The organism is Paenibacillus sp. Negev47, assembly GCF_058313655.1.
Genome location: NZ_CM177754.1, coordinates 4,351,343 through 4,378,139, shown reverse-complemented (window position 1 = coordinate 4,378,139; position 26,797 = coordinate 4,351,343). Strand labels below are relative to the sequence as shown.

Here is a 26,797-nt window from a genome sequence, read left to right as displayed (position 1 = left end):
CATGAATAATTTGCGCCCAGTAGGGATTATTGGTACAGGGAAATATGTGCCTGAGAAAATTTTGACGAATAGTGACCTGGAGAAAATGGTCGATACCAATGACGAGTGGATCGTCAGTCGTACAGGAATCAAAGAGCGTCATATCGCTGCACCCGATCAGGCAACTTCCGATCTGGCATACGAAGCGGCTATTAAAGCCCTTGAATCTGCAGGCATGACTGGCAGTGATCTTGATCTGATTATCGTTGCAACCATTACCCCGGATTCTTCGTTCCCATCGACAGCCTGCATCTTGCAGGACAAACTGGGTGCAAAAGGTGCGGCGGCATTCGATTTGTCAGCTGCTTGTTCCGGATTTGTATACGGTTTGGCGAGTGCTACAAGTTTCATCCAAAGCGGCATGTACAACAATGCACTTGTTATTGGTGCGGACTGCTTGTCTCGTATTACGGATTATACAGACCGTAACACATGTGTCCTCTTTGGTGATGGAGCAGGCGCAGTGGTCGTTGGTGAAGTTCCAGAAGGCCGCGGATTCAAAGCATTCGATCTCGGCGCCGAAGGTGCTGGCGGTGGTCTTCTTCAGATGGAAGGCGGCGGTTCCCGTTTGCCTGCTACCGCAGAGACCGTTGAAAATAAAAAGCATTACATCTACATGAACGGTCGTGAAGTATTCAAATTTGCGGTGCGTGTCATGGGGACGGCTACCATTGAGGTATTGCGCAAGGCTGGTATGGAGCGCACGGATGTGGATCTGTTTGTTCCTCACCAAGCGAATATTCGGATTATTCAATCTGCGATGCAGCGACTTGAACTTCCTGAAGAGAAAGTTGTTGTTAACGTGGATAAGTATGCAAACACATCGGCGGCTTCCATTCCGCTTGCTCTGGTAGAAGCAGCAGAGGAAGGTCGCATGAAAGCCGGAGATACCGTCCTGATGGTTGGGTTCGGTGGTGGTCTGACATGGGGTGCATCCGTACTCGTTTGGTAAAATTGACAGCTGGGAGATGAATGGGATGGGTAAGATAGCATTTGTATTTCCCGGACAGGGATCACAGGCTGTAGGCATGGCCAAGGACGCGTATGAGTCCGTGCCTGCAGCAACCGAGATTTTTCGCACAGCAGATGAAGCGCTGGGTTTTTCGCTGAGCAACTTAATATTTGAAGGACCGGAGACCGAGTTGAAACAGACATCAAATACACAACCGGCTCTGTTGACAGCAAGTATTGCTTTGCTTGAAGCTTTCAAGGAAAAAGGAATTCAGCCTGACTATACGGCTGGACACAGTCTGGGAGAATACAGTGCACTGGTGGCGGCGGGCGTTCTTTCGTTTGCTGATGCAGTGAGCATTGTACGGACACGTGGTCAGTATATGGAACAGGCTGTACCGGATGGACAAGGAGCGATGGCTGCTGTATTGGGTGCGGATCGGGAAGCGCTGGGGGTGCTTTGCCGTGACGTATCTGAAAGTGGTCATGCGGTTGAACTTGCGAACATTAATTGTCCGGGACAAATCGTCATTTCTGGTGTGAAGGAAGGCGTAGCTGCAGTTTCGGAACGAGTGAAAGAAGCGGGCGGTAAACGCGCCATTCTACTTGAAGTAAGTGGACCGTTCCACTCTTCAATGATGAAAGGTGCAGCTGAGAAGCTGGGAGAGAAACTGAAAACCGTTACGTTCTCACCGGCAGCGGTCCCTGTAGTCGCTAATGTGACTGCAAGACCTGCAGAGAATGGACAAGTTCAGGATTTGTTAACGGCTCAGGTCTATTCTCCTGTATTATGGGAAGACAGTGTGACATGGCTTATTGAGCAAGGCGTGGATACGTTCATCGAGATTGGATCTGGCAGTGTATTGACCGGTTTGATTAAAAAAACAGATAAAACCGTAAAACTGTACAATGTGAACAGTCTTGATACGCTCGAAGCAACGGCAAGTGCGTTGAAGTGATTAGCAGGGATTAGATTTGGGGAAAGGAGGAATGATTATGTCTAAACCATTAGAAGGTAAAAATGCACTCGTTACCGGGGCTTCCCGGGGTATTGGGCGCAGTATTGCACTGGCACTGGCTGAGGCTGGAGCGAACGTAGCCGTGAATTATGCGGGGAGTCAAGCGGCAGCTGAGGAAGTGGCGGAAGCGATTCGTGCCAAAGGAGTCAAGGCAATTACACTTCAAGCCAATGTGGGCCTGATGGATGAAGCTGAACAAATGGTCAAAGCTACACTAGAAGCATGGGGCAACGTTGACATTCTGGTGAACAATGCCGGTATTACCCGTGATAATCTGATCATGCGTATGAAAGAAGAAGAATTCGATCAAGTTATTGAAACCAATCTCAAAGGTGTGTTTAACTGCCTTAAGGCGGTTACACGTCCAATGATGAAACAACGGTCGGGAAGAATTATCAATATCTCCTCGGTTGTAGGTGTGCTTGGCAATGCTGGACAAGCGAACTATGTTGCTGCCAAGGCAGGAGTCATTGGTCTAACAAAGGCATCCGCTCGTGAACTGGCTTCTCGCGGAATCACAGTCAACTGTGTTGCACCAGGTTTCATCGAGACGGATATGACAAAAGAGTTGTCTCAGGAGCTGGTGGACGGTATGCTGAGTGGTATTCCGTTGTCCCGTTTGGGTCAGCCGGATGAAATTGCTGGTGTAGTCACTTTCCTGGCTTCACAGGCTTCATCTTATATGACAGGGCAGACGCTGCATGTCGATGGTGGCATGTACATGTAATTCTTCCCGGACTTGAACAATAGTCGGGGAACAGGCGCTGGACGATCCGAAATGCCGGAAAAAGGCCGGGTTCCCCGGCCGGGAGCCGCATATGTCTTCTATGGCATTTTGCCTGCGATTCTCGTATAATACCAAAGAAGGAGGTGAACCGGATGTCCGATGTATTGGAGCGTGTAAAACGCATCGTCGTCGACCGCTTGGGCGCAGACGAAGCTGAAGTTACACTTGAAGCATCTTTCAAAGAAGATTTGGGTGCTGATTCTTTGGATGTAGTGGAATTGGTCATGGAATTGGAAGATGAATTTGATTTGGAAATCTCTGATGAAGATGCAGAAAAAATCACGACCGTAGGTGAAGTTGTAAACTACATACAATCTCATACCTAAAGTCATTTTAGTCCCGCACATGTTTTCGAACAGGCGGGACTTCTCATCATTCATTGGTTTTTCTCATTCCGCAAGCAGCCCTACTCAACCAGGTCTTCCGATCTTGGTTGCATAGATGCCTGTTTGCGGATATTCCCACAAAATACTTGCGTAATGCAGTCGATATAGAGGTGATTCGGTTTGAAACAAAGAGTAGTAATTACCGGAATGGGTGTAATGACATCGCTCGGAAAAGATTTGGAAACGTTCTGGGGCAGTTTAATGGCAGGAAAGTCCGGAATCTCTCAGATTGAAGCGTTCGATGTGAGTGAATATACGACACAGATTGCAGCCGAAATCAAGGATTTCAACCCGGAAGAATACATGGATCGCAAAGACGCTCGTAAAATGGACCGTTTTGTTCAGTTCGCTGTGGCAGCTGGTTTCAAAGCTGTTGAAGACAGTGGTCTCAAAATCAACGAAAACATTGATGCAGAGCGCTTCGGTGTATCCATTGGATCAGGTATTGGTGGATTGGGTACTTGGGAAGACCAGCATAATGCATTGCTGCAAAAAGGTCCAAAACGCGTAAGCCCATTCTTCATTCCCATGATGATCTCCAACATGGCTTCAGGCCAAATGTCCATTTCTCTTGGTGCCAAAGGGCCTAACATTAACGTTGTTACCGCTTGTGCAACTGGTACACACTCCATCGGAGATTCCTTCAAGCTGATTGCCAATGGTGATGCAGATGCCATGATCTGTGGTGGTGCGGAAGCAACAATCAGACCAACAGGTCTTGCAGGGTTCTGTGCTATGCGCGCAATGTCTACACGTAATGATGATCCTGCGAAGTCAAGTCGTCCTTTCGATACGGAACGTGATGGTTTTGTAATGGGCGAAGGCGCTGGCGTTCTGATTCTGGAATCCCTGGAGCATGCCCAAAAACGTGGTGCACGTATCTATGGCGAAGTGATCGGTTACGGTCTGACTGGCGATGCGCATCATATGACAGAACCAGATCCGGACGGAGCAGCACGTTGCATGAAGATGGCACTTCGCAATGCGGGCATTGAGCCTGAAGAAGTGGATTACATCAATGCACACGGAACTTCGACGCCTGTAGGCGACAGATCTGAAACGCTCGCGATCAAAAAGGCGTTTGGTGACCATGCGTACAAGCTCGCAGTGAGTTCCACTAAATCCATGACGGGCCACATGCTTGGCGCTGCTGGTGGTGTAGAAGCGGTTATCTGCGGATTGTCACTGACACATCAGACACTGGCTCCAACGATCAACCTGGAAAATCAGGATCCGGAATGTGATCTGGATTATGTACCAAATGTTCCACGCCAAACCAAAGTCAATATTGCCATGTCCAATTCATTTGGATTCGGCGGTCACAATGCCACCATTATTCTCAAAAAATTTGAAGCATAAGGGGCTAGTTCGTTTGAGTGAAGATCTGAAGCAGTTACAACACAAACTTCAAATCAAATTTGACAACAGGCAGCTTTTAAAACAAGCGTTTACCCATGCTTCTTATGTAAACGAACACCGGTTCAGTCAGCATCAGGACAACGAGCGTCTGGAGTTTCTGGGCGACGCCGTGCTGGAACTGACTGTATCGGAATACTTGTATCATTTGTATCCTAACCGTCCGGAAGGTGAATTAACTAAGCTGCGGGCATCCATTGTCTGTGAGCCTTCCCTCGTCAAATTTGCTGAAGCGTTGGGTTTTGGGCAGTATGTACTTCTTGGTAAAGGTGAGGAACTGACTGGAGGACGGACACGGCCGGCACTGCTGGCGGATGTGTTTGAATCTTTCATTGGTGCATTGTATCTGGATCAAGGGCTTGCGCCTGTCCGGACATTTCTCGACCAGCATGTCTTTCCGTTAATTGTTCTGGGCAGCAAGCTGCAAATGAGCGATTATAAAACGGAACTGCAGGAACTCACTCAGCATCACAATATGGGAGCTTTGGAATACCGTATCGTTGAGGAACGGGGACCTGCCCATGAACGTGAGTTTGTCTCAGAGGTCCATATGGGTCAAGAACGGCTTGGCAGAGGTACAGGGCGTTCCAAAAAGGAAGCGGAACAACAGGCTGCATCTGCAGCACTTGATCGACTGAAACTTCCGGAAGCCTGAGCTTAACCGACAGCGCATAGACAAACGAAGAGCAAAGAGCAGCCCGCGGGTCCGCCCCGGCGGAAGTAATCGGCCGGACTGCTTTTTGCTCTTTTTTTTGTAAAGAGGTTTCAGGAGAAGGTGACCTGATCGTTAACTAAATAAGTTGAACCTTTTTTTAGTTCATTTTATTTAGGCGCTTGAATGCAATACTTGAAATTTGCAATAGGAGGTGACGAGAAACCCTATGTTTTTAAAACGGATTGAATTGGGTGGATTCAAGTCATTCGCCGACAAAACGGAGATGGAATTCGTTCGTGGCATTACGGCTGTTGTAGGTCCGAACGGAAGTGGAAAGAGTAATATATCGGACGGAATTCGCTGGGTTTTGGGGGAACAAAGTGCCAAGTCGCTGCGTGGTGGCAAGATGGAAGATATTATCTTTGCAGGCAGTGACGCACGGAAGGCCGTCAATTTCGGTGAAGTTTCGTTAACGCTTGATAACGAAGATCATGCACTTGCATTGGATTTTGGTGAAGTGACGGTGACTCGTCGTGTACATCGCAGCGGAGATAGTGAATATTTTATCAACAAACAATCTTGTCGTTTGAAGGATATAACGGAGTTGTTTATGGATACCGGCATTGGTAAAGAAGCCTACTCGATTATTGGACAGGGTCGGATCGAAGAGATTCTGAGTACCCGTTCAGAGGATCGCAGGGGCATCTTTGAAGAGGCTTCAGGTATTGTTAAATATAAATCCCGCAAGCGGGATGCTACGCGCAAACTGGATGAGACAGAACAGAATTTGCTGCGGATTCATGATCTCGTGACCGAGCTGGAAGATCAGATTGGTCCCTTAAAGGAACAATCGGAGAAAGCGATCCACTATAAGGAACTTCGTTCACAGCTCAAATCGCAGGAGATCTCGATGTATGTGTACCAGATCGAACAGATTCATGCGTCCTGGAGCAAGGCGAATGAGCGACTGCAATCGCTGAAGCAGGAAGAGGTTGGACTCGCAGCGATTGTATCTACGCATGATGCCAAGCTGGAAAATGATCGGAATGCACTGCGTATCCTGGAAACTGAGACAGAGCAACTGCAAGCCGCTTTATTGCAATTCAGTGAAGCGACAGAAAAAAGCGAAGGGCTTGGGGAATTGCTCAAGGAGCGCTCGCATCATCTGCAAACGAATCAGGAGCAGCTCAAAGTAACGCTTGCCGCCAGTGAAGAGAGACATCGCGAACGGGAAACCGAGTTGCTTGCACTGCGTGAGAAGTTTGGCAAACTTGAGCATGAACTGAGTGATGTGAGAAATCAGCTGTCTCAGGAAGAAGCCAAACTCATCGGTGTCACAGGAGGCATTAGTCAACAGCAAGAGGAAAGCCTCAAAGGCAACTTGCTGGAACTAATGAATCAGATGGCTCAGACACGAAATGAAATTCGTTACGTGGACCAACAAAAAGAAACGTTGGAGCGCAGGATGAATCGCGCGGCTGAGGAATCGGGCAAATGGGAAGATCAGAAAGAGACACTGGAAAGTCGCAAAGCGGACATTGAGAAAAAAGTTGTTCGTTTGGGCAAAGAAATCAGTGATCTACGTGGTGGTTATATTACGGAAAGCGAACGACTCCAGTCGCTGCAGAAGCTGTTGGAAGAAAGTCGGGGCACAGTCCGTAAATGGGAACAGAAGCGTGAAGCTCAGGTCTCCCGCCGCGATACGATGAAAGAGATGCAGGATGATTTTGACGGATTCATGCTGGGTGTCAAAGAGGTTCTCAAGGCTTCACGCAAAGGCACATTAAACGGTGTTCATGGGGCTGTAGCTGAACTCGTCAAAGTTCCAGAGAAGATCGAACTTGCCGTAGAGACAGCGATGGGTGCATCCTTGCAGCATGTGGTCATGGAAAATGAATCAGTTTCCAGACAGGCGATCGCTTTTCTGAAGCAACGTCAATTGGGGCGTGCTACGTTCCTGCCTCTGGATGTCATTCGTCCACGTGCCATTGGGGCAGCTGAACGTTCCATGATCGAAGGCATGGAGGGCTTTGTAGGGATCGGTGCTGATCTTGTACAATTCGAATCCAAGTACGCTTCGATCATCGGCAGTTTGCTCGGGAACGTTATTATTGCCGAAACGTTAGAGGTCGCCAATAAAATTGCGGCTCGTTGTCAGTATCGGTTCCGGGTCGTGACACTTGAAGGCGACGTGGTCAATGCGGGTGGTTCCATGACGGGTGGTAGCCAGCATAAGAAAAATGTGAGTCTGCTCAGTCGGAAACGGCAGCTGGATCAGCTCGACCAGGATATTTTGGATACGGAAAATCAGATCGTCAAACTGCATCGCAGTGTGGATGATGTAAAAGTTCAACTGGAGCAGTGTCAGGACAAACTGGACGAGCTTCGTCAGTCTGGTGACGATACCCGAAATGCGGAACAACAGGCTTCGATGGAGATGAAGCAGGTAGAGCATGAGCTTCGCCACGTGCTGGAACAGGTTGCTGTTGCCGGGCAGGAGAAGAGCGGATTTACCGAAGAGATTAAAGAGCTGGATACGGCTCGCATCGTTGCTGTGAAGAAGTTGGAGCAGCTTGAAGAGGAAGAAAAAGCGACTCATCGTGCCATTCATGCAGCTGAGTTTGCTCGTAAAGCCAATGAATCCGCGAAGGAAGAATTGCAGAGCCAACTCACCGAATTGAAAGTACGGGAAGGCAAGCTCGATCAGGAGCGATTCTCCAATGGGGAACAATTGCGACGTCTGGAGCGGGAAGTGGAGTCGCTGGTAAAAGATCTTCGTCAGAATCGCACGTTGCTGGCTTCGATGGAAGCAGATCTTAAGAAAACACAGACTGAGAGTGTCAAACAGATTGAAGATCTGAACCAGTACAAGCTGAAAAAAGCGGAGGCTTCCCAGGAGCTGGACTTCAAACGTGCTGCCCGAACTGAGTTATCGAAGAAGCTTGAACTGGCCGAGAGCGAAACGAAGGAACAGCGCACACAATTGAAAGCTGTGGAAGAGCAGATGCGACAAACAGAAATTTCCGTGAACCGGCTGGACGTTGAGCTGGAAAATATACTGCGGAAGCTGACGGATGAATACGAACTGGGCTATGAACTGGCCAAAGAGCGTTATCCTGTGCCCGAAGATGTGGAACATACACAGGCAGAGGTACAGAAGCTGAAGCGCAGCATATCTGCTCTGGGTGATGTTAACTTGGGAGCGATTGAGGAGTTCCAGCGGGTCAATGAGCGTTATGAGTTCCTGAGTGAACAGAAGAATGACCTGGTGGAGGCTAAAACAACGTTGTATCAGGTTATTCGGGAAATGGAAGACGAGATGGCGAAGCGATTCAAGATCACGTTTGATGCGATCCGCCGTGAGTTCGGTACCGTGTTTACCAAGCTGTTTGGCGGGGGGCGTGCCGACCTTGTTCTGATGGACCCGGAGCGCTTGCTCGACACGGGAATAGATATTGTGGCTCAGCCACCAGGCAAAAAACTGCAAAACCTACAGTTGTTATCCGGCGGGGAGCGGGCTTTGACCGCGATGGCTTTATTATTTGCTATTCTGCATGTCAAACCTGTACCATTCTGCGTACTGGATGAAGTTGAGGCAGCTTTGGACGAAGCCAACGTGGTACGTTTTGCCCAGTATTTACGTGAGTTTTCCGAACAAACCCAGTTCATCGTCGTTACCCATCGTAAAGGTACGATGGAAGAAGCAGATGTGCTGTACGGTGTTACCATGGAAGAGGGCGGAGTATCCAAGCTCGTTTCGGTTAAACTGGAAGATGAGGAAGCTGTAATTGCCTGATCTGAATCCAATCCGCAAGACAGTGAACTCATTGTAATCATGTAAATTTGATTTAGATTGAGCATCTTAGCAAAACGCTCAGATTATGTACACGATGGAGGGGCTTTATGAGTTTTTTTAAGAAGCTTAGAGACAGCATTGCAAGCAAAACGGAGTCGGTCACCAAACAGTTCAAGGATGGATTGGAAAAGACACGTAAAGGGCTTGTGGAAAAAGTGTCGGATCTCGTTATCCGCCGCAAAAAAATCGATGAAGAGTTCTATGAAGAATTGGAAGAGATTCTGATTGGAGCAGACGTTGGCGTCAATACCGTTATGAAGCTGATCGAAGATCTGCGTGTTGAGGTGAAAAAACGTAAAATTGAGGACGCGGCTGAACTGCAGCCTGTATTGTCTGAGAAACTGACGGATCTTCTTCGCGGTGAACAGAATAACGAACTGAAAATGAATCCGGATGGCATTACCGTTATTTTGTTTGTTGGCGTTAACGGTGTGGGTAAAACAACAACGATTGGCAAGCTGGCGCATCGCTTTAAACAACAAGGTAAAAAAGTCATTATGGCAGCTGGAGATACGTTCCGTGCCGGAGCCATCGAACAGCTGGAAGTGTGGGGACAACGTGCTGGTGTCGACGTGATCAAGCAGCAATCCGGTTCTGATCCAGCGGCCGTTATGTATGATGCGGTGCAGGCAGCGAAGCAACGGGGCGCGGATGTTCTGCTCTGTGATACAGCAGGTCGTCTGCAAAATAAATCCAACCTGATGGACGAGCTTAACAAGATCTATCGTGTCATTCAGCGTGAAATTCCGGATGCTCCGCATGAAGTACTGATGGTACTGGATGCAACAACAGGCCAAAACGCTTTAAATCAGGCCAAACTTTTCGGTGAGAAAAGCGGTGTGACTGGTCTGGTACTGACGAAACTGGATGGTACAGCCAAAGGGGGAATCGTTGTTGCGATTCGTCAGGAGCTGGACTTGCCAGTGAAGCTCGTAGGACTGGGTGAGAAGATTGATGATCTGCAGCCGTTTGACTCGGAGCAATTCGTGCACGCCCTGTTCGCCGGATTGATCCAGGAACAGCCAGCTGAAGGTGCTGAAGAAGAGGAAGCTAATTCCTAGAACCATTAATAAATAGGATGAATTAATAGCGTTACATGTATTGCCAGTGATAGACGTGATAAGTGTCACGTGTAATGTCACTGGCAATACGTGTATAATGGAGGAATAAAGCAGGCAATGCTAAAGGGCTAGAAAGGACGGTTGAAATGGCCAATACCTATACCTATTCCCGCCGTGAAGAAGTCGCCAATGCGGTGACACATGGAATCGGCGCTGCACTCAGTGTAGCTGCACTGGTGATATTGATTGTATTTTCAAGTATGAAAGGCACGGCGTTACATGTGGTCAGTTTCACGATCTACGGGATCACCATGCTCCTGCTCTATACGAGCTCCACACTCGTGCATGCATGGAAAGATGGAAAAGTGAAAGATTTATTTGAGATTTTCGACCATTCTTCCATTTATTTATTTATAGCGGGATCATATACTCCGCTTTTGTTTATTGCTGTTCGCGGCACACTTGGTTGGAGCCTGTTCGGCGTGATTTGGGGAATCGCATTATTCGGCGTAATCTTTAAGGCGTTTTTCACGAAAAAGTTTCTATTCATGTCCACCATTTTCTATATTGCGATGGGCTGGCTCATCGTTATTGCCTGGCAACCGCTTATGGCTGCCATTCCTACAGGTGGAATCGTGTTGCTGGTTGCTGGCGGACTAATGTATACACTGGGTACGCTTTTTTATATGTGGCGTGGATTTCCGTACCACCACGCGATTTGGCATCTCTTTGTGCTAGCAGGAAGTATTCTTCATTTCTTTATGGTACTGCTGTACCTTACACCACTTCGTTAGATCATTTTAAACGAATGCATCTCCACTCCTGAGACGCATTCGTTTTTCTTCTACATAGAGGTGGAGCGTAGAGGTAGAGATCGGGTTTTATTGCTATGAAAAAGGGCAGAAATCGCCTGTTTAGTATCGAAATGGGACGTCATCAGACCTGTTTTTATTGTGACAAGTATTTTTGCTTGACAACCTGATTTGTTTTAGGTATTATTAGGAACGTTGCAAGAGTGTAAAGTGTTTTTCCTTGACGAAGGGAGTGCCCCGATGTGAGTCAAGAAAACCGGCTTGAGAAGACAAACCGGATTAACTTGCTGTTTGCTTTTTATGAATTGTTACTTACTGAGAAACAGCAGACTTTTCTAAAGTATTACTTTCATGACGATTTTTCACTTGGTGAAATTGCAGCCGAGTTTGAAATCAGCCGCCAGGCGGTATACGAGCATATCAAGCGTGCCGAACAAGTGCTGGAAAATTACGAAAGCAAGCTGGGCTTGCTGGAAAAGCATGAACGGCGTAATCGCAATCTTGAAGAATTGCAAAATGCATTGGAACGCGCAGGCGTCTCCATTGATAACAACAAACAAATACACGATATCGTTGCCCAGCTTAGTGAATGAAAAGTTGGCTGAGTGGAACGTATCGGTCTTGAAAACAGTATTAAAGCTTAAGGAGGTGGGATCATGGCATTTGAAGGATTAACGACCCGATTACAGAATGTGTTCAGCAAGCTGCGCGGCAAAGGCAAGGTGTCTGATGAAGATGTAGCCGAGGCTATGCGCGAGGTACGTCTGGCATTGCTCGAAGCGGATGTAAACTTCAAAGTGGTCAAGGAATTCATCGCCAAGGTGAAAGAGAAGGCTGTCGGCAAAGAAGTGATGGAGAGCTTCACGCCAGGAATGGTCATCATCGACATCGTTAACAAGGAACTCACGGATTTGATGGGTGGAAGCCAGGCGAAACTGGCTAAAGCGAACAAACCGCCAACGGTGCTCATGATGGTTGGTCTGCAGGGTGCTGGTAAAACAACCACATCCGGTAAACTGGCTAAAATGCTGCAAAAGCAAAACAGCAGACCATTGCTTGTTGCAGGCGATATTTATCGTCCGGCAGCGATCAAACAGTTGCAAGTACTTGGCGAGCAGATCAAAGCGCCGGTATTCACACTGGGAGATCAGACAAGCCCTGTGGAGATCGCACGTCAAGGTCTTCAACATGCCAAAGATAACGGTAATGACTATGTCATTATCGATACGGCTGGACGTCTGCATGTCGATGAAGAGCTGATGGAAGAGCTTCGCCAGATTCACAGCGTAGTGAATCCGGATGAAGTACTGCTTGTCGTAGACAGCATGACAGGTCAGGATGCGGTTAACGTAGCAGAACACTTTAACCAGCAACTTAACCTGACCGGGGTTGTCCTGACTAAGCTGGATGGCGATACACGTGGTGGTGCGGCGCTTTCTGTCAAAGCAGTTACGGGTTGTCCAATCAAGTTTGCTTCTCTTGGAGAGAAACTTGACGCTTTGGAGCCATTCCATCCGGAACGTATGGCTTCACGGATTCTCGGTATGGGTGATATGTTATCTCTGATTGAGAAAGCACAATTAAACATTGATACCGATAAAGCCAAGGAAATGGAACGGAAGATGCGTAATGCAGAATTCACGTTTGAAGATTTCCTGGAGCAGATGGATCAGGTTAAAAAGCTGGGACCAATCGACCAGATCATGGATATGATCCCCGGCATGGGCAAGATGAAACAAGCTAAGGACCTGAAGGTTGATGATAAACAGATGGGCCGGATCGAAGCGATCGTCTACTCTATGACGACAGAAGAGAAACGTAACCCTGATATGATCAACCATAGTCGCCGGAAGCGTATTGCTACGGGTAGCGGAACATCTCTGGCCGAAGTAAATCGTCTGATCAAGCAGTTTGATGAGATGCGCCGCATGATGAAACAGTTCTCAGATATGATGGGACCTAAAGGCGGTAAAAATAAAGCGATGAAGCAGCTTAAAGGTATGGGTAAAGGAATGAAGTTTCCTTTCCGTTGATTTAAGCGAAGCTGGATCATATACAGATTTCATTGAAGGAGGTGAATTTTCAAATGGCAGTTCGTATTCGTCTGAAACGTATGGGTGCTCACAAAGCTCCTTTCTACCGCGTAGTGGTATCGGATTCCCGTTCCCCACGTGACGGTCGTTTTATCGAGGAGATCGGTTACTACAACCCGGTTGAACAACCGGCTGTTGTTAAGATCGATGAAGATAAAGCATTGGCATGGCTTCAAAACGGTGCACAAGCATCTGACACTGTCCGCAACTTGCTTAGCAAAGCGGGCGTGATGAAGAAGTTCCATGAGTCTAAATTATCTAAATAAAGTGCTGATTCGGAGGGTCATCTATGGAAGAATTAGTAAGCATAATTGCTAAGGCTTTAGTCGATCATCCGGAAGATGTGACGGTTCGGACGGTTGAGAAAGACCGGCTTGTCGTTTATGAGTTAACCGTTCATCCTGACGATGTCGGGAAGGTAATTGGTAAACAAGGGCGAATCGCAAAATCTCTTCGCACGGTCGTCACATCAGCAGCAGTTAAGATGGATAAACGGGTTACCGTTGATATCATATCTTAAAGATATACGAAAGGGGGTTAGGATGCATGTCCTAGCCCCTTTTCGTGCATGCTGAACTTAATAGGTTGGATTAGATATTGAATTAAAATATTTTTGGGTATGAGTGACTTCGGAGCAGTGCAGGGGACGGGATCGATTCTGGAGAAGCGTTCGCGTTCGCCTTTATCACCTCATTTTCACCTTTTAAAGTAAGTTCGAAAAATGAGGGGGTAACAGCGATCGAAAGAACGAACCGTCGCCGGAACGACCGTACGAGAGTCGAAGTATCTGTTTAGTTTGATTTAATTTCGTAGGAGGAACGTATGGCAGAGTTTATGAATGTAGGTAAAATCGTCAATACGCATGGAATTCGCGGCGAGGTAAGAATCATGCCTTTAACTGATTTCCCGGAAGTGCGTTTCGCGAAAAATGCAGAGCTGTTTTTCTTTACACCTGATAATCATCCCGTCATGGTTAACGTGGAATCGGCACGTTTGCATAAGAATATGTATATTCTTCGTCTCAAAGAGTATGACAATATTAATGAGGTAGAGAAGTTTAAAGGCGGTATGGCCAAAGTGTTAAAAGAGAACTTGGCTGAGCTGGAGGAAGGTGAATACTACTTCCATCAAATCGTTGGGTGTTCGGTCATCACCGAAGAGGGTGAAACGCTCGGAACCATCTCTGAAATTTTGACTCCTGGTGCCAATGATGTGTGGGTTGTTAAAACGCCAGCGGGCAAAGAAGTATTAATTCCGGTTATTGATGATGTAGTGCTTGATGTGGACATCGAACAGCAGCAAGTGAAGATTCACCTGATGGAAGGGCTGCTGTAACATGAAAGTAGATGTATTAACACTATTCCCGGAGATGTTTGACGGTGTGTTCGGAGCAAGCATTCTGGGAAAAGCCCAAACGAAGGGTCTGGTATCCCTCGGTGCAACCAACTTCCGTAATTATGCGACCAATAAACACAATACGGTCGATGATGCTCCATACGGCGGAGGCGGAGGCATGGTGCTGAAACCAGATCCGATCTTTGCTGCTGTTGAAGATGTGCTGGAGCAACGCGGAGAAGCCGCGGGAACCATGAAACCTCCACGTGTCATTCTAATGTGTCCGCAAGGTGAGACGTTTACACAGAAAAAAGCAGAAGAACTTGTACAGGAAGATCATCTGATTTTTATATGTGGGCATTATGAAGGTTACGATGAGCGAATTCGCGAATTTCTCGTGACGGATGAACTATCTATTGGTGATTACGTACTCACTGGTGGGGAGTTGCCTGCTATGGTTGCGATCGACAGCATCGTACGTCTTATCCCCGGAGTGCTTGGCAATGAGACAAGTGCCGTGACGGATTCCTTCAGCACTGGACTTCTGGAATACCCACACTACACACGTCCACCCGAATTTAGGGGCATGAAAGTACCGGATATGTTGTTGTCAGGACATCATCTGAACATTGAGGCTTGGCGCAGAGAGCAGTCGTTGCTTCGTACGTTAGAACGTAGACCGGAGATGTTGGAAGCGGCGGACTTGACGGACAAAGAGCGGATTTGGTTAAAAAAGATACGCTCAAACCGTGAAAATAGTACAGAGTAAGAATATGTATCGTTGAACACGTAAATATATCTTTTTAGAGAGTTCGAAAAAGCCAACCTGGATACCAAAGGTTGGCTTTTTTTATGTGTTTTGTAAAGAAAGCTGGATATTCATTGGGTTATTCTATAAAATGGAGATATATTTTAAAACTAAGTTTCACTGAATGAAACTAAGAGCGGTGTATGAATGACTTACAATATTATTGGTCTTGATCATATTCAGCTCGCAGCGCCTGAAGGTTGCGAGGCGGAGGCGCGTCATTTTTTCAATAACGTGTTGGGCTGGACGGAGATTCCTAAACCAGAAGCCCTAAGAAAACGGGGTGGTGTATGGTTTGAATGTGGCAGACACCAAGTTCATATTGGTGTACAAAAAGATTTTATTCCCGCTACAAAAGCTCATCCGGCATTTCATGTACAACATTTGGATCATTTGCGTGATCATCTGAATCATTACCATATTCATATTGTTGAGGACGAAGCAAGGATAGATGAAGGTGTAAGGCGTTTCTATATAAATGACCCGTTTGGCAATCGTCTTGAGTTTCTAGAATGGCTGTAAATCATACGTCTAAATTGTTTATTATTGATGTAGACACTTTTTTGCAGCTTTGAACATTTTTGCATGAGTTCAGCATAGGGTTGTAAAAAGCAGGGGTTTTCTTTATGTTGAACTCAGCTGTAATGAAATGTTAACGATACGCTGAGGAGGAAGATGATGAGCAATCAGCCTTATGAAATCGCCAGAGTCGATATTACCGAAGCCGGAGAACGGTGCAAAATGCTTTTGGGGGATCTGAATGGGGACGGCAGACTTGAGATGTTGTTGGTGCAAGCAGATGGGGGCATAGACGATCGGTATGTCCCGCATCAGGTATGCTGCTTGACTGCGTTTGATCTGGAAGGGACATTACTATGGCAGGTGGGAACTCCTGATCCGAACGCAGGAGGTCCGGGCTCAGACTATCCCGCTCAGATCGCAGATTGGGATGGTGACGGCCATAATGAAGTATTGTGTGTCATGGACAAACAATTTCTCGTATTGGATGGCGGGACCGGTGAGATTAAAGAAACACGTGATCTGCCAGGTGATGAAGCACATGACTGCATTATACTCGCCAACCTGACTGGTAATCAGCAAAAAATGGACATTATACTGAAAGACCGCTATAAGACGTTATGGGCATTGGACCATGATTTCAATTTATTATGGAAGCATGAAGGGAATCCGGGGCATTTTCCATGGGTATACGATATCGATGGAGATGGGAAGGATGAAGTGATGGCTGGATATGACATGCTGGATCATGATGGGAGGCTGTTATGGTCTTGTCAGAATCTTGATGACCATGCCGACTGTATATGGTTTGGCGACGTTGATGGTGATGGGGAAGTCGAGGTTGTTATCGGTGGCAGTGTCACGGTCATGATGGACCGCTACGGTAATGAGAAATGGCGTTATGAAGATTCGATTGAATCACAGCATATTGCGCTGGGCTATTTTTGTACTGGGATGGAAGGTTTGCAGATCGCAGGGTTGGACCGAATTATTCGGGGTGACGAGAATGGTAAGGATGGAATGTTCATGCTGGATAACGCAGGGCAAGAAATATGGAAAGAAAATCGTATGACTCGTGGATGGTTAACGATTATAGAGCCTGTAAGTAACTGGGATGAGAGTGGGCTCGACTATATTTTGGCCTATCGCCGAGGTGGAGATGTATTGCCTTCTTTGGTAGATGGAGATATGAAAACGGTTACTGAATTCCCGAAAGAGGGATATGCGGTGCATGCAGACCTGATCCAAACGGGGCTAGAACAGATCATCATCTATGACGCACAGGATGCGGTAATTTATTCCAGTTTTCCGATGAAATTATCACTTACCGATGCAAAAAGAGCCAAGCCACAGCTCAAAAGGCTGTATAGCTCGACTCTCTATCCGGGCGGGGAAGTTTAAAGTCCAGTATTCACTGGTTATTCTCCGATGCAGGCGGCCCGTTCTGCGGACTGGATTCGGACTGAAGCAAGGCTGCCAGGTCAGTACCTGTTGTAACCGTCAAACGAGGTAGCTTCATGGGATGATCTCCTGGATGCACAAATCCGGACTTTACGGTAAAAGCCATGCGATATCCATGTTGCTGTAACTTGTAGATCATCTGTGTACTGGTATAACCAAAAGGATAGGCCAAATAAGGTGTGTCTATTCCGGTTTCCTTCATTTGCTGGATATCATTATCCAGAAGACTGGTGTCCAGACCGACAGGTACGCTGTTCCCACAGCGCATAAATCCCTTGTGATGCAGGTTATAGGTATGGCTGTTAAATTCAAAGACGTCGGTTGCCGCCTGCATCTCTGGTTTGGAGATGAAACTGTTGATAGCGGGATCAAATGCCGAAGGTTTATCCTGAATTTTACTGCCTATAACAAACAGGGAGGCATGAAAATTATATTTCTGAAGCACGGGGTAAGCTAATGTATAATTGTTCTGGTATCCGTCATCAAAGGTAATTACAATTGATTTCTGTGGTAGGGATTTCTTCCCGTTAACATATTGCTCAAGCTGATCCAGTGTAATCGTCGTGTAACCTGCATCATGCAGGTATTTCATATTTTGCTCGAAATCCTCCAGATTAATGATGGATTTATTACCTGTCTCGTGATTGTTAAGCTTGGGCTCTATGTAATGATACATCAGTACGGGAACTTCTGTAGCTGTACCTTGTTCAACCTTGAATGTAGAACGATCCAGCGCAGCTTGGCTAGAGAAGTCAGGATGTGACAGCTGGAATGCTTTGCGTTTGACTATATCCCAGGATGTACAGGCTTTGTGTGACATGGCATTCGTTGGATGAGTTACAGCATATGCATATAGTGTAATTGAGCATGTGAGCATGGTGAGTACGACAAGCGTGATCTTTTTCCAATATGTCATAAGTCTTATGGTTCTCCTTTTAAAGTGGTCAATACGTTATATCATAGACGATATTTCTTAACGGGAGGTTACAGTATTTTTTCCTGTATCAGGTTGACTTGTAGAAGAGAGCGTTAAGTTAGTTCAGATCGTAATGAGTTTTAGTATTGCTGATTGAACAATAGGCACTTTGTTTAATTTCTCTTGTGTTTTGATATGCTGCGTGATACAATAAATCTGTTATGTGGAATACGGCGGTCCTCTATGGATAATGAAGGAGACAAGGTGATCTCTGGAAGAAGTATGAACGCCTGTACGGAAGGAGGGAGTCATAGATGAATATCGTTCAAGCGATTACACAAGAACAACTTCGTAAGGATATTCCGAGTTTTCGTCCTGGTGACACTTTGAAAGTGCACGTTAAGGTAATCGAGGGAACTCGTGAGCGTATCCAATTGTTCGAAGGTGTTGTGATTAAACGCCGTGGTGGTGGAATCAGTGAGACTTTTACAGTTCGTAAAATTTCTTACGGTGTAGGTGTGGAAAGAGCTTTCCCGCTTCATTCCCCAAAAATCGATAGAATCGAAGTGGCTCGCCGTGGTAAAGTGCGTCGTGCGAAGCTTTATTATCTTCGTGAACTACGCGGTAAAGCAGCGAGAATTAAAGAAATTCGTTAATATAACGGATACCGGGAAGGGCTTGGAGACAAGCCCTTTTCGTTTTTGTCCGGGAAAAGTTGAACCGGAGGTACACTTCCGAGTAAAATGGTATGGCAACACATGCGGCGAATAGTCCGGGAGGCTTGTGAAATCAGTTATTGAAGTGCGTGTTCAAAAGACCGGTTTCAGTACCGACTTTTTGAACAACCTCTTGAAGGCATTTGAATTGTGGATTAAATGTACTGTAATGCTTGGTGTAAGATTACATAACTGATGTGAATATTTTGTATCTATCCAATGATTATGTGGAACGATGCAGATGCTGGATGTGTGTACTGCTATAAACATGTACTGTGAAGAGAGGAAGATCTTGAATGGAACAAGAAGTTCAACAGGACCGGTGCAATCCTGCCGAAGAGAAAGACAGTCGATCCAAAAAAGCTAAAAATGAGATTGTTGAATGGCTTAAAGCCATCGTCATCGCATTAGTTCTCGTCATTCTGATTCGGTGGTTGCTCTTCAAACCATTTGTTGTGGACGGACCATCCATGCAGCCGAACTTTGAAACGGGTGAACGTGTGATCGTCAACGAAATCCTATATGATATCAGAGAACCGAAGCGCGGTGAAGTTATCGTCTTCCACGTACCATCCGAAGGTCGGGATTTCATCAAACGTGTTATTGCTGTAGAAGGTGATACGGTTGAGGTGCAGGATGATACCGTGATGGTTAACGGCAAGAAAGTCGAAGAAACGTATATTCAAGGAGCCATTGATGCAGCGGAAGCGAATGGTGGAACATATAACGTGAAGGATTTCCCGAATGAGCAGTTCCCTGATGGCAAAGTGCCGGCAGGTCATGTGTTTGTAATGGGAGACAATCGTCCAAATAGTACCGACAGCCGTATGATTGGTTATGTTTCGTTAAAAGATATTATTGGTCGTGCAGATGTGATTTTCTGGCCAATCGGTGAAATTAAGTGGATTAACCATTAAAATTGAAGTAAATAATGAGGTGAAGACAAGTTGACGATACAATGGTTTCCAGGTCATATGACTCGAGCCAGACGCCAGATTCAGGATAAGTTAAAGCTCATCGACGTGGTCATCGAACTGTTGGATGCCCGTCTGCCTGTCTCCAGCCGTAATCCGATGATTGACGAAATATTGCTGGATAAACCCCGGATGATTTTGTTGAACAAATCGGATTTGGCAGATGCCAAAGTGACGCAAGAATGGATTGAATATTTCAAAAAAGAAGGAATTACTGCTTTTCCTGTAGATGCTTCGACGGGAACCAATGTTAAAGATATTCCCGTACAGGCCAAGCTTCTTCTTAAAGAAAAAATTGACCGTCAAATTGCTAAAGGGATTAATCCTCGTGCGGTTCGCGGGTTGATTGTGGGGATTCCCAATGTAGGTAAATCCACGCTGATTAACCGACTGGCAGGACGGAGTATTGCGTTAACAGGAGATCGTCCTGGTGTGACGAAAGGGCAACAGTGGATCAAGGTAGGAAAAGAAATGGAGCTATTGGATACTCCGGGTATTCTTTGGCCTAAGTTCGAAGATCAGAATGTAGGTTACCGTCTTGCCGTAACAGGTGCGATCAAAGAGGAAATCCTGAATGCAGAGGATATTGCCTTTTTTGGAATCAGTTACTTGATGCGTTACTACTGGGACGCCCTGGAAGAGAGATACGGACTTCAGGAGTTCTCCAAAGATGCAGATGATTCAGACAGTGTTATTGCGATTATGGAGCAAGTCGGCCGTATACGCGGTTGTGTTGTAAGTGGTGGACGCATTGATCTGGAAAAGGCATCGCGGGCATTTCTGCGAGAGCTGCGAGCAGGTAAAATGGGACGTTTCTCTATGGAAGCCCCCTATTAAAAAATGGACTCTACACGATGAAGGTCTCTAACTTCATCTGTTCATTTCATATAAACAAGTGCCGAAAGAAGCGGCCGTTACCGGATTATCGGGAGCGGTCGTTTTTGCGTTCAAAACGGTAAAAATGGAAGAGGTTTGAAGAACAGTACGCTTAATGGAATTGGCTGACCTATATATCAGGTGCGTCAAAATCATGCTATGATGAATGGTGGTGCAATTTAGATTAGGCGAAGTCTGATATATTCAATTTAAACCATCAAATACCGATAAATGAAGACATCACTATCTTTATTATTGTATGCCTCAAGGAAAATATTTGCTGAGAGACACCAGTTGTACAGAACAAAGACTGCGGATCTACGTCTATATTATAAAAAAGTTGTAAGTGGTACACATGCTGAAGAAGTGTGGGTAGAGGAGATGAGTGTTATGGTTGAATATAATGAAGAGATCGGGTTGAATCTGCTGGATACCCCGATGGGAACGAAGAAAAAGAAAGAAGCCAGTGAACCTCGAGACTTGTTGCTCTACGAGCGGGAGTATTGGGACAGTGGATTTGAACGCATTGCTGGCATTGATGAGGTAGGACGAGGTTGTTTGTTTGGGGATGTAGTTGCAGCGGCGGTTATTTTACCGAAGGATCTTATTCTGGAAGGCGTGAATGACTCCAAGAAATTAACGGAGAAAAAACGTGATGCATTATATGATGTCATTATGGAAAAGGCGCTGGCGGTGGGTGTAGGGTACGCGGATGCAGAGACGATTGATCGGCTTAACATCAAGCAGGCTGCGAGACTCGCGATGAAACGTGCTGTTGAAGCATTGGGAGAAGTTCCTGATTATATGTTGGTAGATGCCGAGAAAGTCGATGTGAATGTGCCACAACTGTCCATTATTAAAGGTGATGCCAATAGTCAGTCGATTGCAGCAGCTTCTATTATTGCGAAGGTAACGCGAGATCGACTCTGTAAGGAGGAATGGGATACGTTATATCCGGAATATGGTCTGTCGATACATAAGGGATATGCAACAAAAGTTCATCGGGAGCAGATTATGGCGTTGGGAGCAACCCCGATGCATCGGCGCAGTTTTCTGGGCAATCTGCTTGGGGAGCAGCATTCATTGTTTTAACACGGGGTTGAAGGAAGGAGGGGGAGAGATTTGAATATTGGTTCCATGATAAAGGGGTTAATGGGAGATAGTAAGCCCGGCAATGCCAAGCCGCTTGAATTAAAGGAAGGTCAGGTAGTTCGCGGTTCCGTGGTAAGTGTATCCGATGATGGTGGGGATGCGGTTCTGCAGATTCAAGGTGTGCAGGTGCGCGCCAAGTTGGAAACTCCACTCCGTCCGGGTGAGACCACATTGCTTCAAGTGCAGCCTCCAGGTGAAAATGGCATAACGGTAATGAAACCTATGGCGGGTACACTTGCTGAGCTGCCACAAGCTTCGCTGAACAACCTGCTTAAGGATGTAGGGCTGCCAGATACGAAAGGGAACCGGGAACTGTTACTTGCCATGCAGCGTAGCGGATTGCCGCTAACGAAGGATAACGTGGTTATGGTTCAAAATATGATGACAGCCAAACCCGCACAGATACCTGTGGAAGAATGGGTGCAGGCGACAGGAATTGCTTTTCAGCGTGGTCTTCCGGTTACGGCGGAAACGGTAAAAGGATTACATCAGACGGTGTTTGGCCCCCCTCTGCATCAGTTGTTAAGCGGGTTGGCTGATCAGCTGGAAACGATGCTGGCACAAACAACAGGTAAACCAGTAATGAATGGAGAACAATCTGCTGCGATGAAACCGGGTATTGTGGCTGGTGTACCTGTCGTGCTGAATGGAGCACAGGTGGAAGAAGGATTGATTGCATCAGGCAATGGTCGTCAGGTACCTGGAGCAGGATCACCTACTTTGTCGGGACAGCAAGGACAGACAGCATTGGCAGGAGCTATCTCCATGGCTGATGGTGGGGCAGAGGATGCGAGTACTGCGGTCAAAGGAAACCTGCAGACCGGCGGAGGCACAGTAAATGCTGAAGCCGGACCAAAGGCACTTGCCAGCAACGTTGAAACGGCTGGCAAAGGTGGCACGGGTATTCCGTCTGGAACGGGAATACCTGGAGAGAGCGCGCGCGGAACTGACGCGGGGCAAGCCGGGAGCCGCCCGGGTACACCAGGGGCGGCTGCAGAATCTCAGGCTGGCCGTGTAAATGCAGGCCAGCCTGAGGCAGGCGCGGCCGGGCGGACTGACGGCCGCGCTGAAACGCCTGCTGCTGCGGGGACTCCGTCCGCAGCAGGCCAGGCGGCGCCTGCAGCGCCTACGGCAGCGCAGCTGGCGCCCAAGCTGCTGGCGCTGCTGGACGCCCTGCGCAGCGCGTCCACTGCCGCACCGGCACAGCCTGGTGCGGCCGCGGCTGCCGGAGGCGTGCCGCAGCCGTTGCCAGCCGGCGCTGATGCGCCGCCGGCTGGTGGTCGTGCCGCAGCACCTGCGGGAGCTGCGGCAGTGCCCGCGCCTGTCACCCACGAGGGAGACCCGTGGGTGGGGCGCGTGCTGAAGCTGCTCGGTGCGGAGCACGAGCAGCAGGCCGTTCACGGCGCGGCTGCGCAGCCGCGCGTGGGAGATGTGGCGAGTCCGGCGAATGCGGACACGCTGAAGGGCTTGCTGCTGCAGCTTGCCAGCAGCGATGGTGCACCGGCGGCACTCAAGGATGCCGCCGGACAAGCGGTGCAATATCTGACAGGTCAGCAGTTATTGTTAACGACCGATCGCAGTGCTACGTTTGCACAGATGCACTGGTTTATTCCAATCACCGGACCGGACGGGGAAGAAACAGCTTCCGTTCAGATCCAGTCACGCCGGGGTCAACGCGGGGAGCTGGATGCGTCCAATTGCCGTCTGTGGTTTGATCTCGACATGAAAAGTCTCGGACCTACGCTGGTTGATGTACATGTGGTTAACAACATTGTCAGTCTGCGTGTCTTGAATGATCGCGAAGGGATGGGGCCGCTTCTGGAAAGTGGCCGAGAGGTCATCCATCAGGCTCTAGACAAGCTTGGGTATCAATTGCTCACCTTCAAGGCGGAGCCGTGGCCAGTGGGCCAGGAACCGGGCGCGGAACGCAAAATGTCAGCCTCGGACTATAGTCCTGAACGATACAAAGGGGTGGACTTGAAAGTATGAAAGACGAGTCGTCACAACCGGATCTGCTCTCCAAAAAGGCGGTTGCCCTAAAATATGTCCCTGGAGAGAGTGAAGCACCCGTTGTTGTAGCCAAAGGCCGCGGCAAAGTGGCAGAAGCCATTCTGGATAAAGCCAAGGAAAACGGAGTGGCTGTTCAGGAGGATGCAGCTCTTGTGGAAGTGCTCTCCAAGTTGGATCTGGATGAACAGATTCCGGCAGAACTGTATCAACTGGTAGCAGAGGTTCTGACGTATGTCTACCGTGCAGATCGACTGGCTTCGGGACGTGGGGAAGATGAGTCATGGTAGAACGTAAATCGGGCCAGGAACCTGGAATGAAGCTCACACGACAGCAGAAAGGCCGATCAGGTGAAGAGGCCGCCTGTCGTTGGCTACGAGAGAATGATTATCGGATCATTAGACAGAACTGGCGTTGCCGTAGTGGTGAGATTGATATCATTGCTTCCTGCGAGGGCCTGATTGTCTTTGTAGAAGTAAGAAGCAGAAGTGGAGCCGCTCAGTACGGTACACCTCAGGAATCGGTCGATATGCGTAAAATGCAGCAGGTACGTTCAACCGCATCCGTATATTTGCAAATGACGGGAGAGGCAGACCTTCAGATCCGTTTTGATGTAATCGCCGTGATGCTTAATCAAACAGGTGATGTTGTCTCAGTGGATCACATTGTCAATGCTTTTTGAGATCTACATCATGGCTGTCAACTTCGAGTAATTAAAGATACAAAATGTATCTTATATGTTTCAGAGAATCCTTTTTGTTTGTAAATAGGTGTAATTGAAGCCGCACTTCCTTTGTTCAAAGGATATGCGGTTTTTTTGTTTAGGGAAAATAGAGTTCGAACACAAAAAGGATAAGTTAATATCTATGTCATAATATTTCAAAAAAAATATTAGATACAAAATGTATCATTTGTATTAAAATAAAAATGTTGAAATAAAAAGAGAGGTTGGTGGGATGTATGGAAGAGCTTCAGAATACTACTTCGAACAACGCAGTGAAAAGAGTATGGGAGTGTCCTCGGATGGAAGTACTGGATATCAGCCAGACCATGAACGGCGGGCAGGGAATTTGGCAATATGTCTGGGACGGGGAATTCTGGAAGCTTGAACTTATGGTCAGTTAAAGAGGGGTATTTGATCCATTAAAAAAAAATGGTGAGGTGTAGTGAGAAGATGCATACAAGTATCAAATGGATGATTCGACTATGTGCACTATCTTTATGTTTCATTTTGTATGGAATCATGTATTCCGGAGTTTCTTATGCTGCTGAATCTGACAATGCGGTTAGTGTGTCAGGTAAAGTGATTGATCGTCAGGGATTGCCTGTCAAGGACGCCACAGTCAAGTATTGGCTTGATTATGGGAATAAGGAACACAGCGTGGAGACAGATGAGAGTGGGAATTATCGTATTATTGAATCCGTTGAGAACTATACTGTATTTACCTTTTCAGTTGAAGCAGAGGGGTATGTGCCGTATCGACATCACACTTACTATAGTTTAAGGGGTGGAGAGCAAAAACAGCTTGATTTTCATATTTATGAACCTTCCACGATTGTAGGAACAGTCAAAGATCAGGCAGGCAGACCTGTTCCAGATGCTCGTATAAAAGTAACAAGTGTCTTTGATCGTATAGTGAAAACTGATCAGCAAGGTCGATATGCGGTTACAGGAATTGATTACGCCTATAATCCGAACATTGCAATATGGGTAGATGCCGATGATTATATGCTATATGAACAGGATCGCTTGGGTGTCCGGGAGGGGGGAACCATGAGAAAGGATGTTGTTTTGGCAGAGGCGGCACACGTGCGTGGAAAAGTAATAGATGAAGCGGGCAATCCGATAACTGGTGCTAAAGTTTATGCTGGCGGTTCGGCAACGACAGATGCTCAAGGCGATTATTTTATAAAGCGCGTACCAACAGGGGCCAGAACGATAACGGGGGAAGCAGCAGGGTATTTAAAATCGAGCCTGAGCGTTACTCTCGTACAAGGAGATCGGAATACGTTTAATATCGTACTCAAGACGGATGCGGACATTACGCCGCCTGTAACCAAATACAGATTAGTTCCTTTAACAGATACAGTTAATGGGAAGCTATACATCAAAGGATTTACATTCAGACTACAGGCAACAGATGAAGTCAAAGGTTCAGGTGTGAAGACAACACAATATCGAATTAATGGGGGAGCATGGAAGATGTATGAAGGGCCCGTCAAGTTTTATGCCCCTGATGTCAAGGTGGTAGAGTACTATAGTACAGATGTTGCAGGTAATCAGGAGAAGTACAATAAAATGGACTTTGTTAATGGCACATTTGAAGGGAATGGCACGTTTGAAGGGGAGAGTTACGATTGATTACTCGTTGATATGATATGTGAATGTATAACATGTGAAAAAGACGGCTCTGACTTGATGATCCCTCGTGGTGAATCAAGATTCAGAGTCGTCTTTTCTATTCGTAATGACCTTAACGGTAATGACCTCTGCCGCCCCTTTGAAACTCGTGATCAGATGGGTGTATAATCAAGAAGGTAAACTGGAATTTATTTTTTTATTTCATAAAGGAATTTCAGATCCGTTTTGATGTAATTGTCGTGATGCTTGATCAAGCGGGAGAGATTGTCTCGGTAAATCATATTGTTAATGCATTTTAAGGTGTACGCTAAAATTTTTAATGTATTGAAAGTTACGAAACGTATCTTTTCGGTGTGACTCTATAGCTCTTCTCAAAGTACAAGTTTAATTGTGTTTTTTCATGCATCCAATTTTGTTTTGTAAGCAGTCGGATCTAAAGCCGCCGTTCCTCTCTACACAGGAACGGCGGCTTTTTTTTTGATTCAACTAAAGAAAGCACAAAACTAATCATATAGCAACAAAATAAAATCAGTCTATTTCAGAATTTTAGATACAAATTGTATCATTTATAATAAAATAAGAACGTAGAAAAATTA

General features: G+C 46.8%; 27 protein-coding genes. 26 read left to right on the top strand and 1 reads right to left on the bottom strand.

Annotated elements, in window-relative coordinates; all coding sequences use genetic code 11:
* Position 1 precedes the first annotated feature (1 nt).
* The 17 genes from AC4G47_RS19615 (at position 2) to AC4G47_RS19535 (ending at position 17,138) form a co-directional block, all read left to right on the top strand.
* Positions 2–991: a beta-ketoacyl-ACP synthase III gene (locus AC4G47_RS19615; protein ID WP_458126350.1), complete on the top strand. Its 990-nt coding sequence runs from the start codon at positions 2–4 to the stop codon at positions 989–991.
* Positions 992–1,016: 25 nt separating this feature from the next.
* Complete coding sequence (gene fabD, locus AC4G47_RS19610; RefSeq protein WP_491102279.1) at positions 1,017–1,949, top strand: ACP S-malonyltransferase; 933 nt, start codon at positions 1,017–1,019, stop codon at positions 1,947–1,949.
* 37 nt (positions 1,950–1,986) lie between these two features.
* Entirely contained in the window at positions 1,987–2,736 is a 750-nt protein-coding gene (fabG, locus tag AC4G47_RS19605; protein WP_017689228.1) for a 3-oxoacyl-[acyl-carrier-protein] reductase, read from the top strand.
* A 152-nt stretch (positions 2,737–2,888) separates the two neighbouring features.
* Positions 2,889–3,122, top strand: a complete 234-nt coding sequence (gene acpP, locus AC4G47_RS19600) for an acyl carrier protein (protein ID WP_024630176.1) — start codon at positions 2,889–2,891, stop codon at positions 3,120–3,122.
* Between the two features lie 180 nt (positions 3,123–3,302).
* Complete coding sequence (gene fabF / locus AC4G47_RS19595) at positions 3,303–4,541, top strand: beta-ketoacyl-ACP synthase II (RefSeq protein ID WP_062833763.1); 1,239 nt, start codon at positions 3,303–3,305, stop codon at positions 4,539–4,541.
* 13 nt (positions 4,542–4,554) lie between these two features.
* Positions 4,555–5,253: a ribonuclease III gene (gene rnc / locus AC4G47_RS19590; RefSeq protein ID WP_145318996.1), complete on the top strand. Its 699-nt coding sequence runs from the start codon at positions 4,555–4,557 to the stop codon at positions 5,251–5,253.
* 226 nt (positions 5,254–5,479) lie between these two features.
* Complete coding sequence (gene smc, locus AC4G47_RS19585) at positions 5,480–9,049, top strand: chromosome segregation protein SMC (RefSeq protein WP_491102278.1); 3,570 nt, start codon at positions 5,480–5,482, stop codon at positions 9,047–9,049.
* A 107-nt stretch (positions 9,050–9,156) separates the two neighbouring features.
* Entirely contained in the window at positions 9,157–10,170 is a 1,014-nt protein-coding gene (gene ftsY / locus AC4G47_RS19580) for a signal recognition particle-docking protein FtsY (protein ID WP_458126354.1), read from the top strand.
* Between the two features lie 146 nt (positions 10,171–10,316).
* Complete coding sequence (trhA, locus tag AC4G47_RS19575; protein ID WP_491102277.1) at positions 10,317–10,964, top strand: PAQR family membrane homeostasis protein TrhA; 648 nt, start codon at positions 10,317–10,319, stop codon at positions 10,962–10,964.
* A 260-nt stretch (positions 10,965–11,224) separates the two neighbouring features.
* Positions 11,225–11,575 carry a putative DNA-binding protein gene (locus tag AC4G47_RS19570; RefSeq protein WP_458126356.1) on the top strand — a complete coding sequence of 117 codons (351 nt, stop codon included), beginning with the start codon at positions 11,225–11,227 and terminating at the stop codon, positions 11,573–11,575.
* 63 nt (positions 11,576–11,638) lie between these two features.
* Positions 11,639–13,015: a signal recognition particle protein gene (gene ffh, locus AC4G47_RS19565; RefSeq protein ID WP_062833767.1), complete on the top strand. Its 1,377-nt coding sequence runs from the start codon at positions 11,639–11,641 to the stop codon at positions 13,013–13,015.
* 53 nt (positions 13,016–13,068) lie between these two features.
* On the top strand, positions 13,069–13,341 hold the full coding sequence (rpsP, locus tag AC4G47_RS19560; protein WP_017689219.1) for a 30S ribosomal protein S16: 273 nt from the start codon (positions 13,069–13,071) through the stop codon (positions 13,339–13,341).
* A 23-nt stretch (positions 13,342–13,364) separates the two neighbouring features.
* Positions 13,365–13,595: a KH domain-containing protein gene (locus AC4G47_RS19555; RefSeq protein ID WP_017689218.1), complete on the top strand. Its 231-nt coding sequence runs from the start codon at positions 13,365–13,367 to the stop codon at positions 13,593–13,595.
* 302 nt (positions 13,596–13,897) lie between these two features.
* Positions 13,898–14,410: a ribosome maturation factor RimM gene (rimM, locus tag AC4G47_RS19550; RefSeq protein ID WP_458126357.1), complete on the top strand. Its 513-nt coding sequence runs from the start codon at positions 13,898–13,900 to the stop codon at positions 14,408–14,410.
* 1 nt (position 14,411) lies between these two features.
* Complete coding sequence (gene trmD, locus AC4G47_RS19545) at positions 14,412–15,179, top strand: tRNA (guanosine(37)-N1)-methyltransferase TrmD (RefSeq protein WP_491102276.1); 768 nt, start codon at positions 14,412–14,414, stop codon at positions 15,177–15,179.
* Between the two features lie 186 nt (positions 15,180–15,365).
* Positions 15,366–15,740, top strand: a complete 375-nt coding sequence (locus tag AC4G47_RS19540; RefSeq protein WP_491102275.1) for a VOC family protein — start codon at positions 15,366–15,368, stop codon at positions 15,738–15,740.
* Positions 15,741–15,896: 156 nt separating this feature from the next.
* On the top strand, positions 15,897–17,138 hold the full coding sequence (locus AC4G47_RS19535; RefSeq protein ID WP_491102274.1) for a hypothetical protein: 1,242 nt from the start codon (positions 15,897–15,899) through the stop codon (positions 17,136–17,138).
* A 10-nt stretch (positions 17,139–17,148) separates the two neighbouring features.
* Here AC4G47_RS19535 and AC4G47_RS19530 read toward each other — a convergent pair whose 3' ends face one another.
* Entirely contained in the window at positions 17,149–18,114 is a 966-nt protein-coding gene (locus AC4G47_RS19530; RefSeq protein ID WP_491102273.1) for a polysaccharide deacetylase family protein, read from the bottom strand.
* Between the two features lie 314 nt (positions 18,115–18,428).
* On the opposite strand from AC4G47_RS19530, the gene rplS reads away from it, so the two are divergent.
* The 9 genes from rplS to AC4G47_RS19485 all read left to right on the top strand — a co-directional run bounded on the left by rplS (position 18,429) and on the right by AC4G47_RS19485 (position 26,201).
* Positions 18,429–18,770, top strand: a complete 342-nt coding sequence (gene rplS, locus AC4G47_RS19525) for a 50S ribosomal protein L19 (protein ID WP_024630190.1) — start codon at positions 18,429–18,431, stop codon at positions 18,768–18,770.
* Positions 18,771–19,126: 356 nt separating this feature from the next.
* On the top strand, positions 19,127–19,747 hold the full coding sequence (gene lepB, locus AC4G47_RS19520; RefSeq protein ID WP_491102272.1) for a signal peptidase I: 621 nt from the start codon (positions 19,127–19,129) through the stop codon (positions 19,745–19,747).
* Between the two features lie 30 nt (positions 19,748–19,777).
* Positions 19,778–20,641: a ribosome biogenesis GTPase YlqF gene (ylqF, locus tag AC4G47_RS19515; RefSeq protein ID WP_036670353.1), complete on the top strand. Its 864-nt coding sequence runs from the start codon at positions 19,778–19,780 to the stop codon at positions 20,639–20,641.
* Between the two features lie 477 nt (positions 20,642–21,118).
* Complete coding sequence (rnhB, locus tag AC4G47_RS19510; protein ID WP_458127214.1) at positions 21,119–21,772, top strand: ribonuclease HII; 654 nt, start codon at positions 21,119–21,121, stop codon at positions 21,770–21,772.
* A 30-nt stretch (positions 21,773–21,802) separates the two neighbouring features.
* Entirely contained in the window at positions 21,803–23,821 is a 2,019-nt protein-coding gene (locus AC4G47_RS19505) for a TP0910 N-terminal domain-containing protein (RefSeq protein ID WP_491102271.1), read from the top strand.
* Complete coding sequence (locus AC4G47_RS19500) at positions 23,818–24,129, top strand: EscU/YscU/HrcU family type III secretion system export apparatus switch protein (protein ID WP_336764998.1); 312 nt, start codon at positions 23,818–23,820, stop codon at positions 24,127–24,129. The genes AC4G47_RS19505 and AC4G47_RS19500 overlap by 4 nt, the downstream gene beginning before the upstream one ends.
* On the top strand, positions 24,123–24,521 hold the full coding sequence (locus AC4G47_RS19495) for a YraN family protein (protein WP_491102270.1): 399 nt from the start codon (positions 24,123–24,125) through the stop codon (positions 24,519–24,521). The genes AC4G47_RS19500 and AC4G47_RS19495 overlap by 7 nt, the downstream gene beginning before the upstream one ends.
* A 278-nt stretch (positions 24,522–24,799) precedes the next feature.
* Positions 24,800–24,964: a paeninodin family lasso peptide gene (locus AC4G47_RS19490; protein WP_491102269.1), complete on the top strand. Its 165-nt coding sequence runs from the start codon at positions 24,800–24,802 to the stop codon at positions 24,962–24,964.
* 49 nt (positions 24,965–25,013) lie between these two features.
* The gene (locus AC4G47_RS19485) at positions 25,014–26,201 is read left to right on the top strand and encodes a carboxypeptidase-like regulatory domain-containing protein (protein WP_491102268.1); all 1,188 of its coding nucleotides are present in this window, start codon (positions 25,014–25,016) and stop codon (positions 26,199–26,201) included.
* Positions 26,202–26,797 lie beyond the last annotated feature (596 nt).

Coding starts and splice junctions, on each gene's coding strand:
- AC4G47_RS19615 (WP_458126350.1), top strand. CDS start 2: ATGAATAATTTGCGCCCAGTAGGGATTATTGGTACAGGGAAATATGTG.
- fabD (WP_491102279.1), top strand. CDS start 1,017: ATGGGTAAGATAGCATTTGTATTTCCCGGACAGGGATCACAGGCTGTA.
- fabG (WP_017689228.1), top strand. CDS start 1,987: ATGTCTAAACCATTAGAAGGTAAAAATGCACTCGTTACCGGGGCTTCC.
- acpP (WP_024630176.1), top strand. CDS start 2,889: ATGTCCGATGTATTGGAGCGTGTAAAACGCATCGTCGTCGACCGCTTG.
- smc (WP_491102278.1), top strand. CDS start 5,480: ATGTTTTTAAAACGGATTGAATTGGGTGGATTCAAGTCATTCGCCGAC.
- ftsY (WP_458126354.1), top strand. CDS start 9,157: ATGAGTTTTTTTAAGAAGCTTAGAGACAGCATTGCAAGCAAAACGGAG.
- trhA (WP_491102277.1), top strand. CDS start 10,317: ATGGCCAATACCTATACCTATTCCCGCCGTGAAGAAGTCGCCAATGCG.
- ffh (WP_062833767.1), top strand. CDS start 11,639: ATGGCATTTGAAGGATTAACGACCCGATTACAGAATGTGTTCAGCAAG.
- rpsP (WP_017689219.1), top strand. CDS start 13,069: ATGGCAGTTCGTATTCGTCTGAAACGTATGGGTGCTCACAAAGCTCCT.
- AC4G47_RS19555 (WP_017689218.1), top strand. CDS start 13,365: ATGGAAGAATTAGTAAGCATAATTGCTAAGGCTTTAGTCGATCATCCG.
- rimM (WP_458126357.1), top strand. CDS start 13,898: ATGGCAGAGTTTATGAATGTAGGTAAAATCGTCAATACGCATGGAATT.
- trmD (WP_491102276.1), top strand. CDS start 14,412: ATGAAAGTAGATGTATTAACACTATTCCCGGAGATGTTTGACGGTGTG.
- AC4G47_RS19540 (WP_491102275.1), top strand. CDS start 15,366: ATGACTTACAATATTATTGGTCTTGATCATATTCAGCTCGCAGCGCCT.
- AC4G47_RS19535 (WP_491102274.1), top strand. CDS start 15,897: ATGAGCAATCAGCCTTATGAAATCGCCAGAGTCGATATTACCGAAGCC.
- AC4G47_RS19530 (WP_491102273.1), bottom strand. CDS start 18,114: ATGACATATTGGAAAAAGATCACGCTTGTCGTACTCACCATGCTCACA.
- rplS (WP_024630190.1), top strand. CDS start 18,429: ATGAATATCGTTCAAGCGATTACACAAGAACAACTTCGTAAGGATATT.
- lepB (WP_491102272.1), top strand. CDS start 19,127: ATGGAACAAGAAGTTCAACAGGACCGGTGCAATCCTGCCGAAGAGAAA.
- rnhB (WP_458127214.1), top strand. CDS start 21,119: ATGGGAACGAAGAAAAAGAAAGAAGCCAGTGAACCTCGAGACTTGTTG.
- AC4G47_RS19500 (WP_336764998.1), top strand. CDS start 23,818: ATGAAAGACGAGTCGTCACAACCGGATCTGCTCTCCAAAAAGGCGGTT.
- AC4G47_RS19495 (WP_491102270.1), top strand. CDS start 24,123: ATGGTAGAACGTAAATCGGGCCAGGAACCTGGAATGAAGCTCACACGA.
- AC4G47_RS19490 (WP_491102269.1), top strand. CDS start 24,800: ATGGAAGAGCTTCAGAATACTACTTCGAACAACGCAGTGAAAAGAGTA.
- AC4G47_RS19485 (WP_491102268.1), top strand. CDS start 25,014: ATGCATACAAGTATCAAATGGATGATTCGACTATGTGCACTATCTTTA.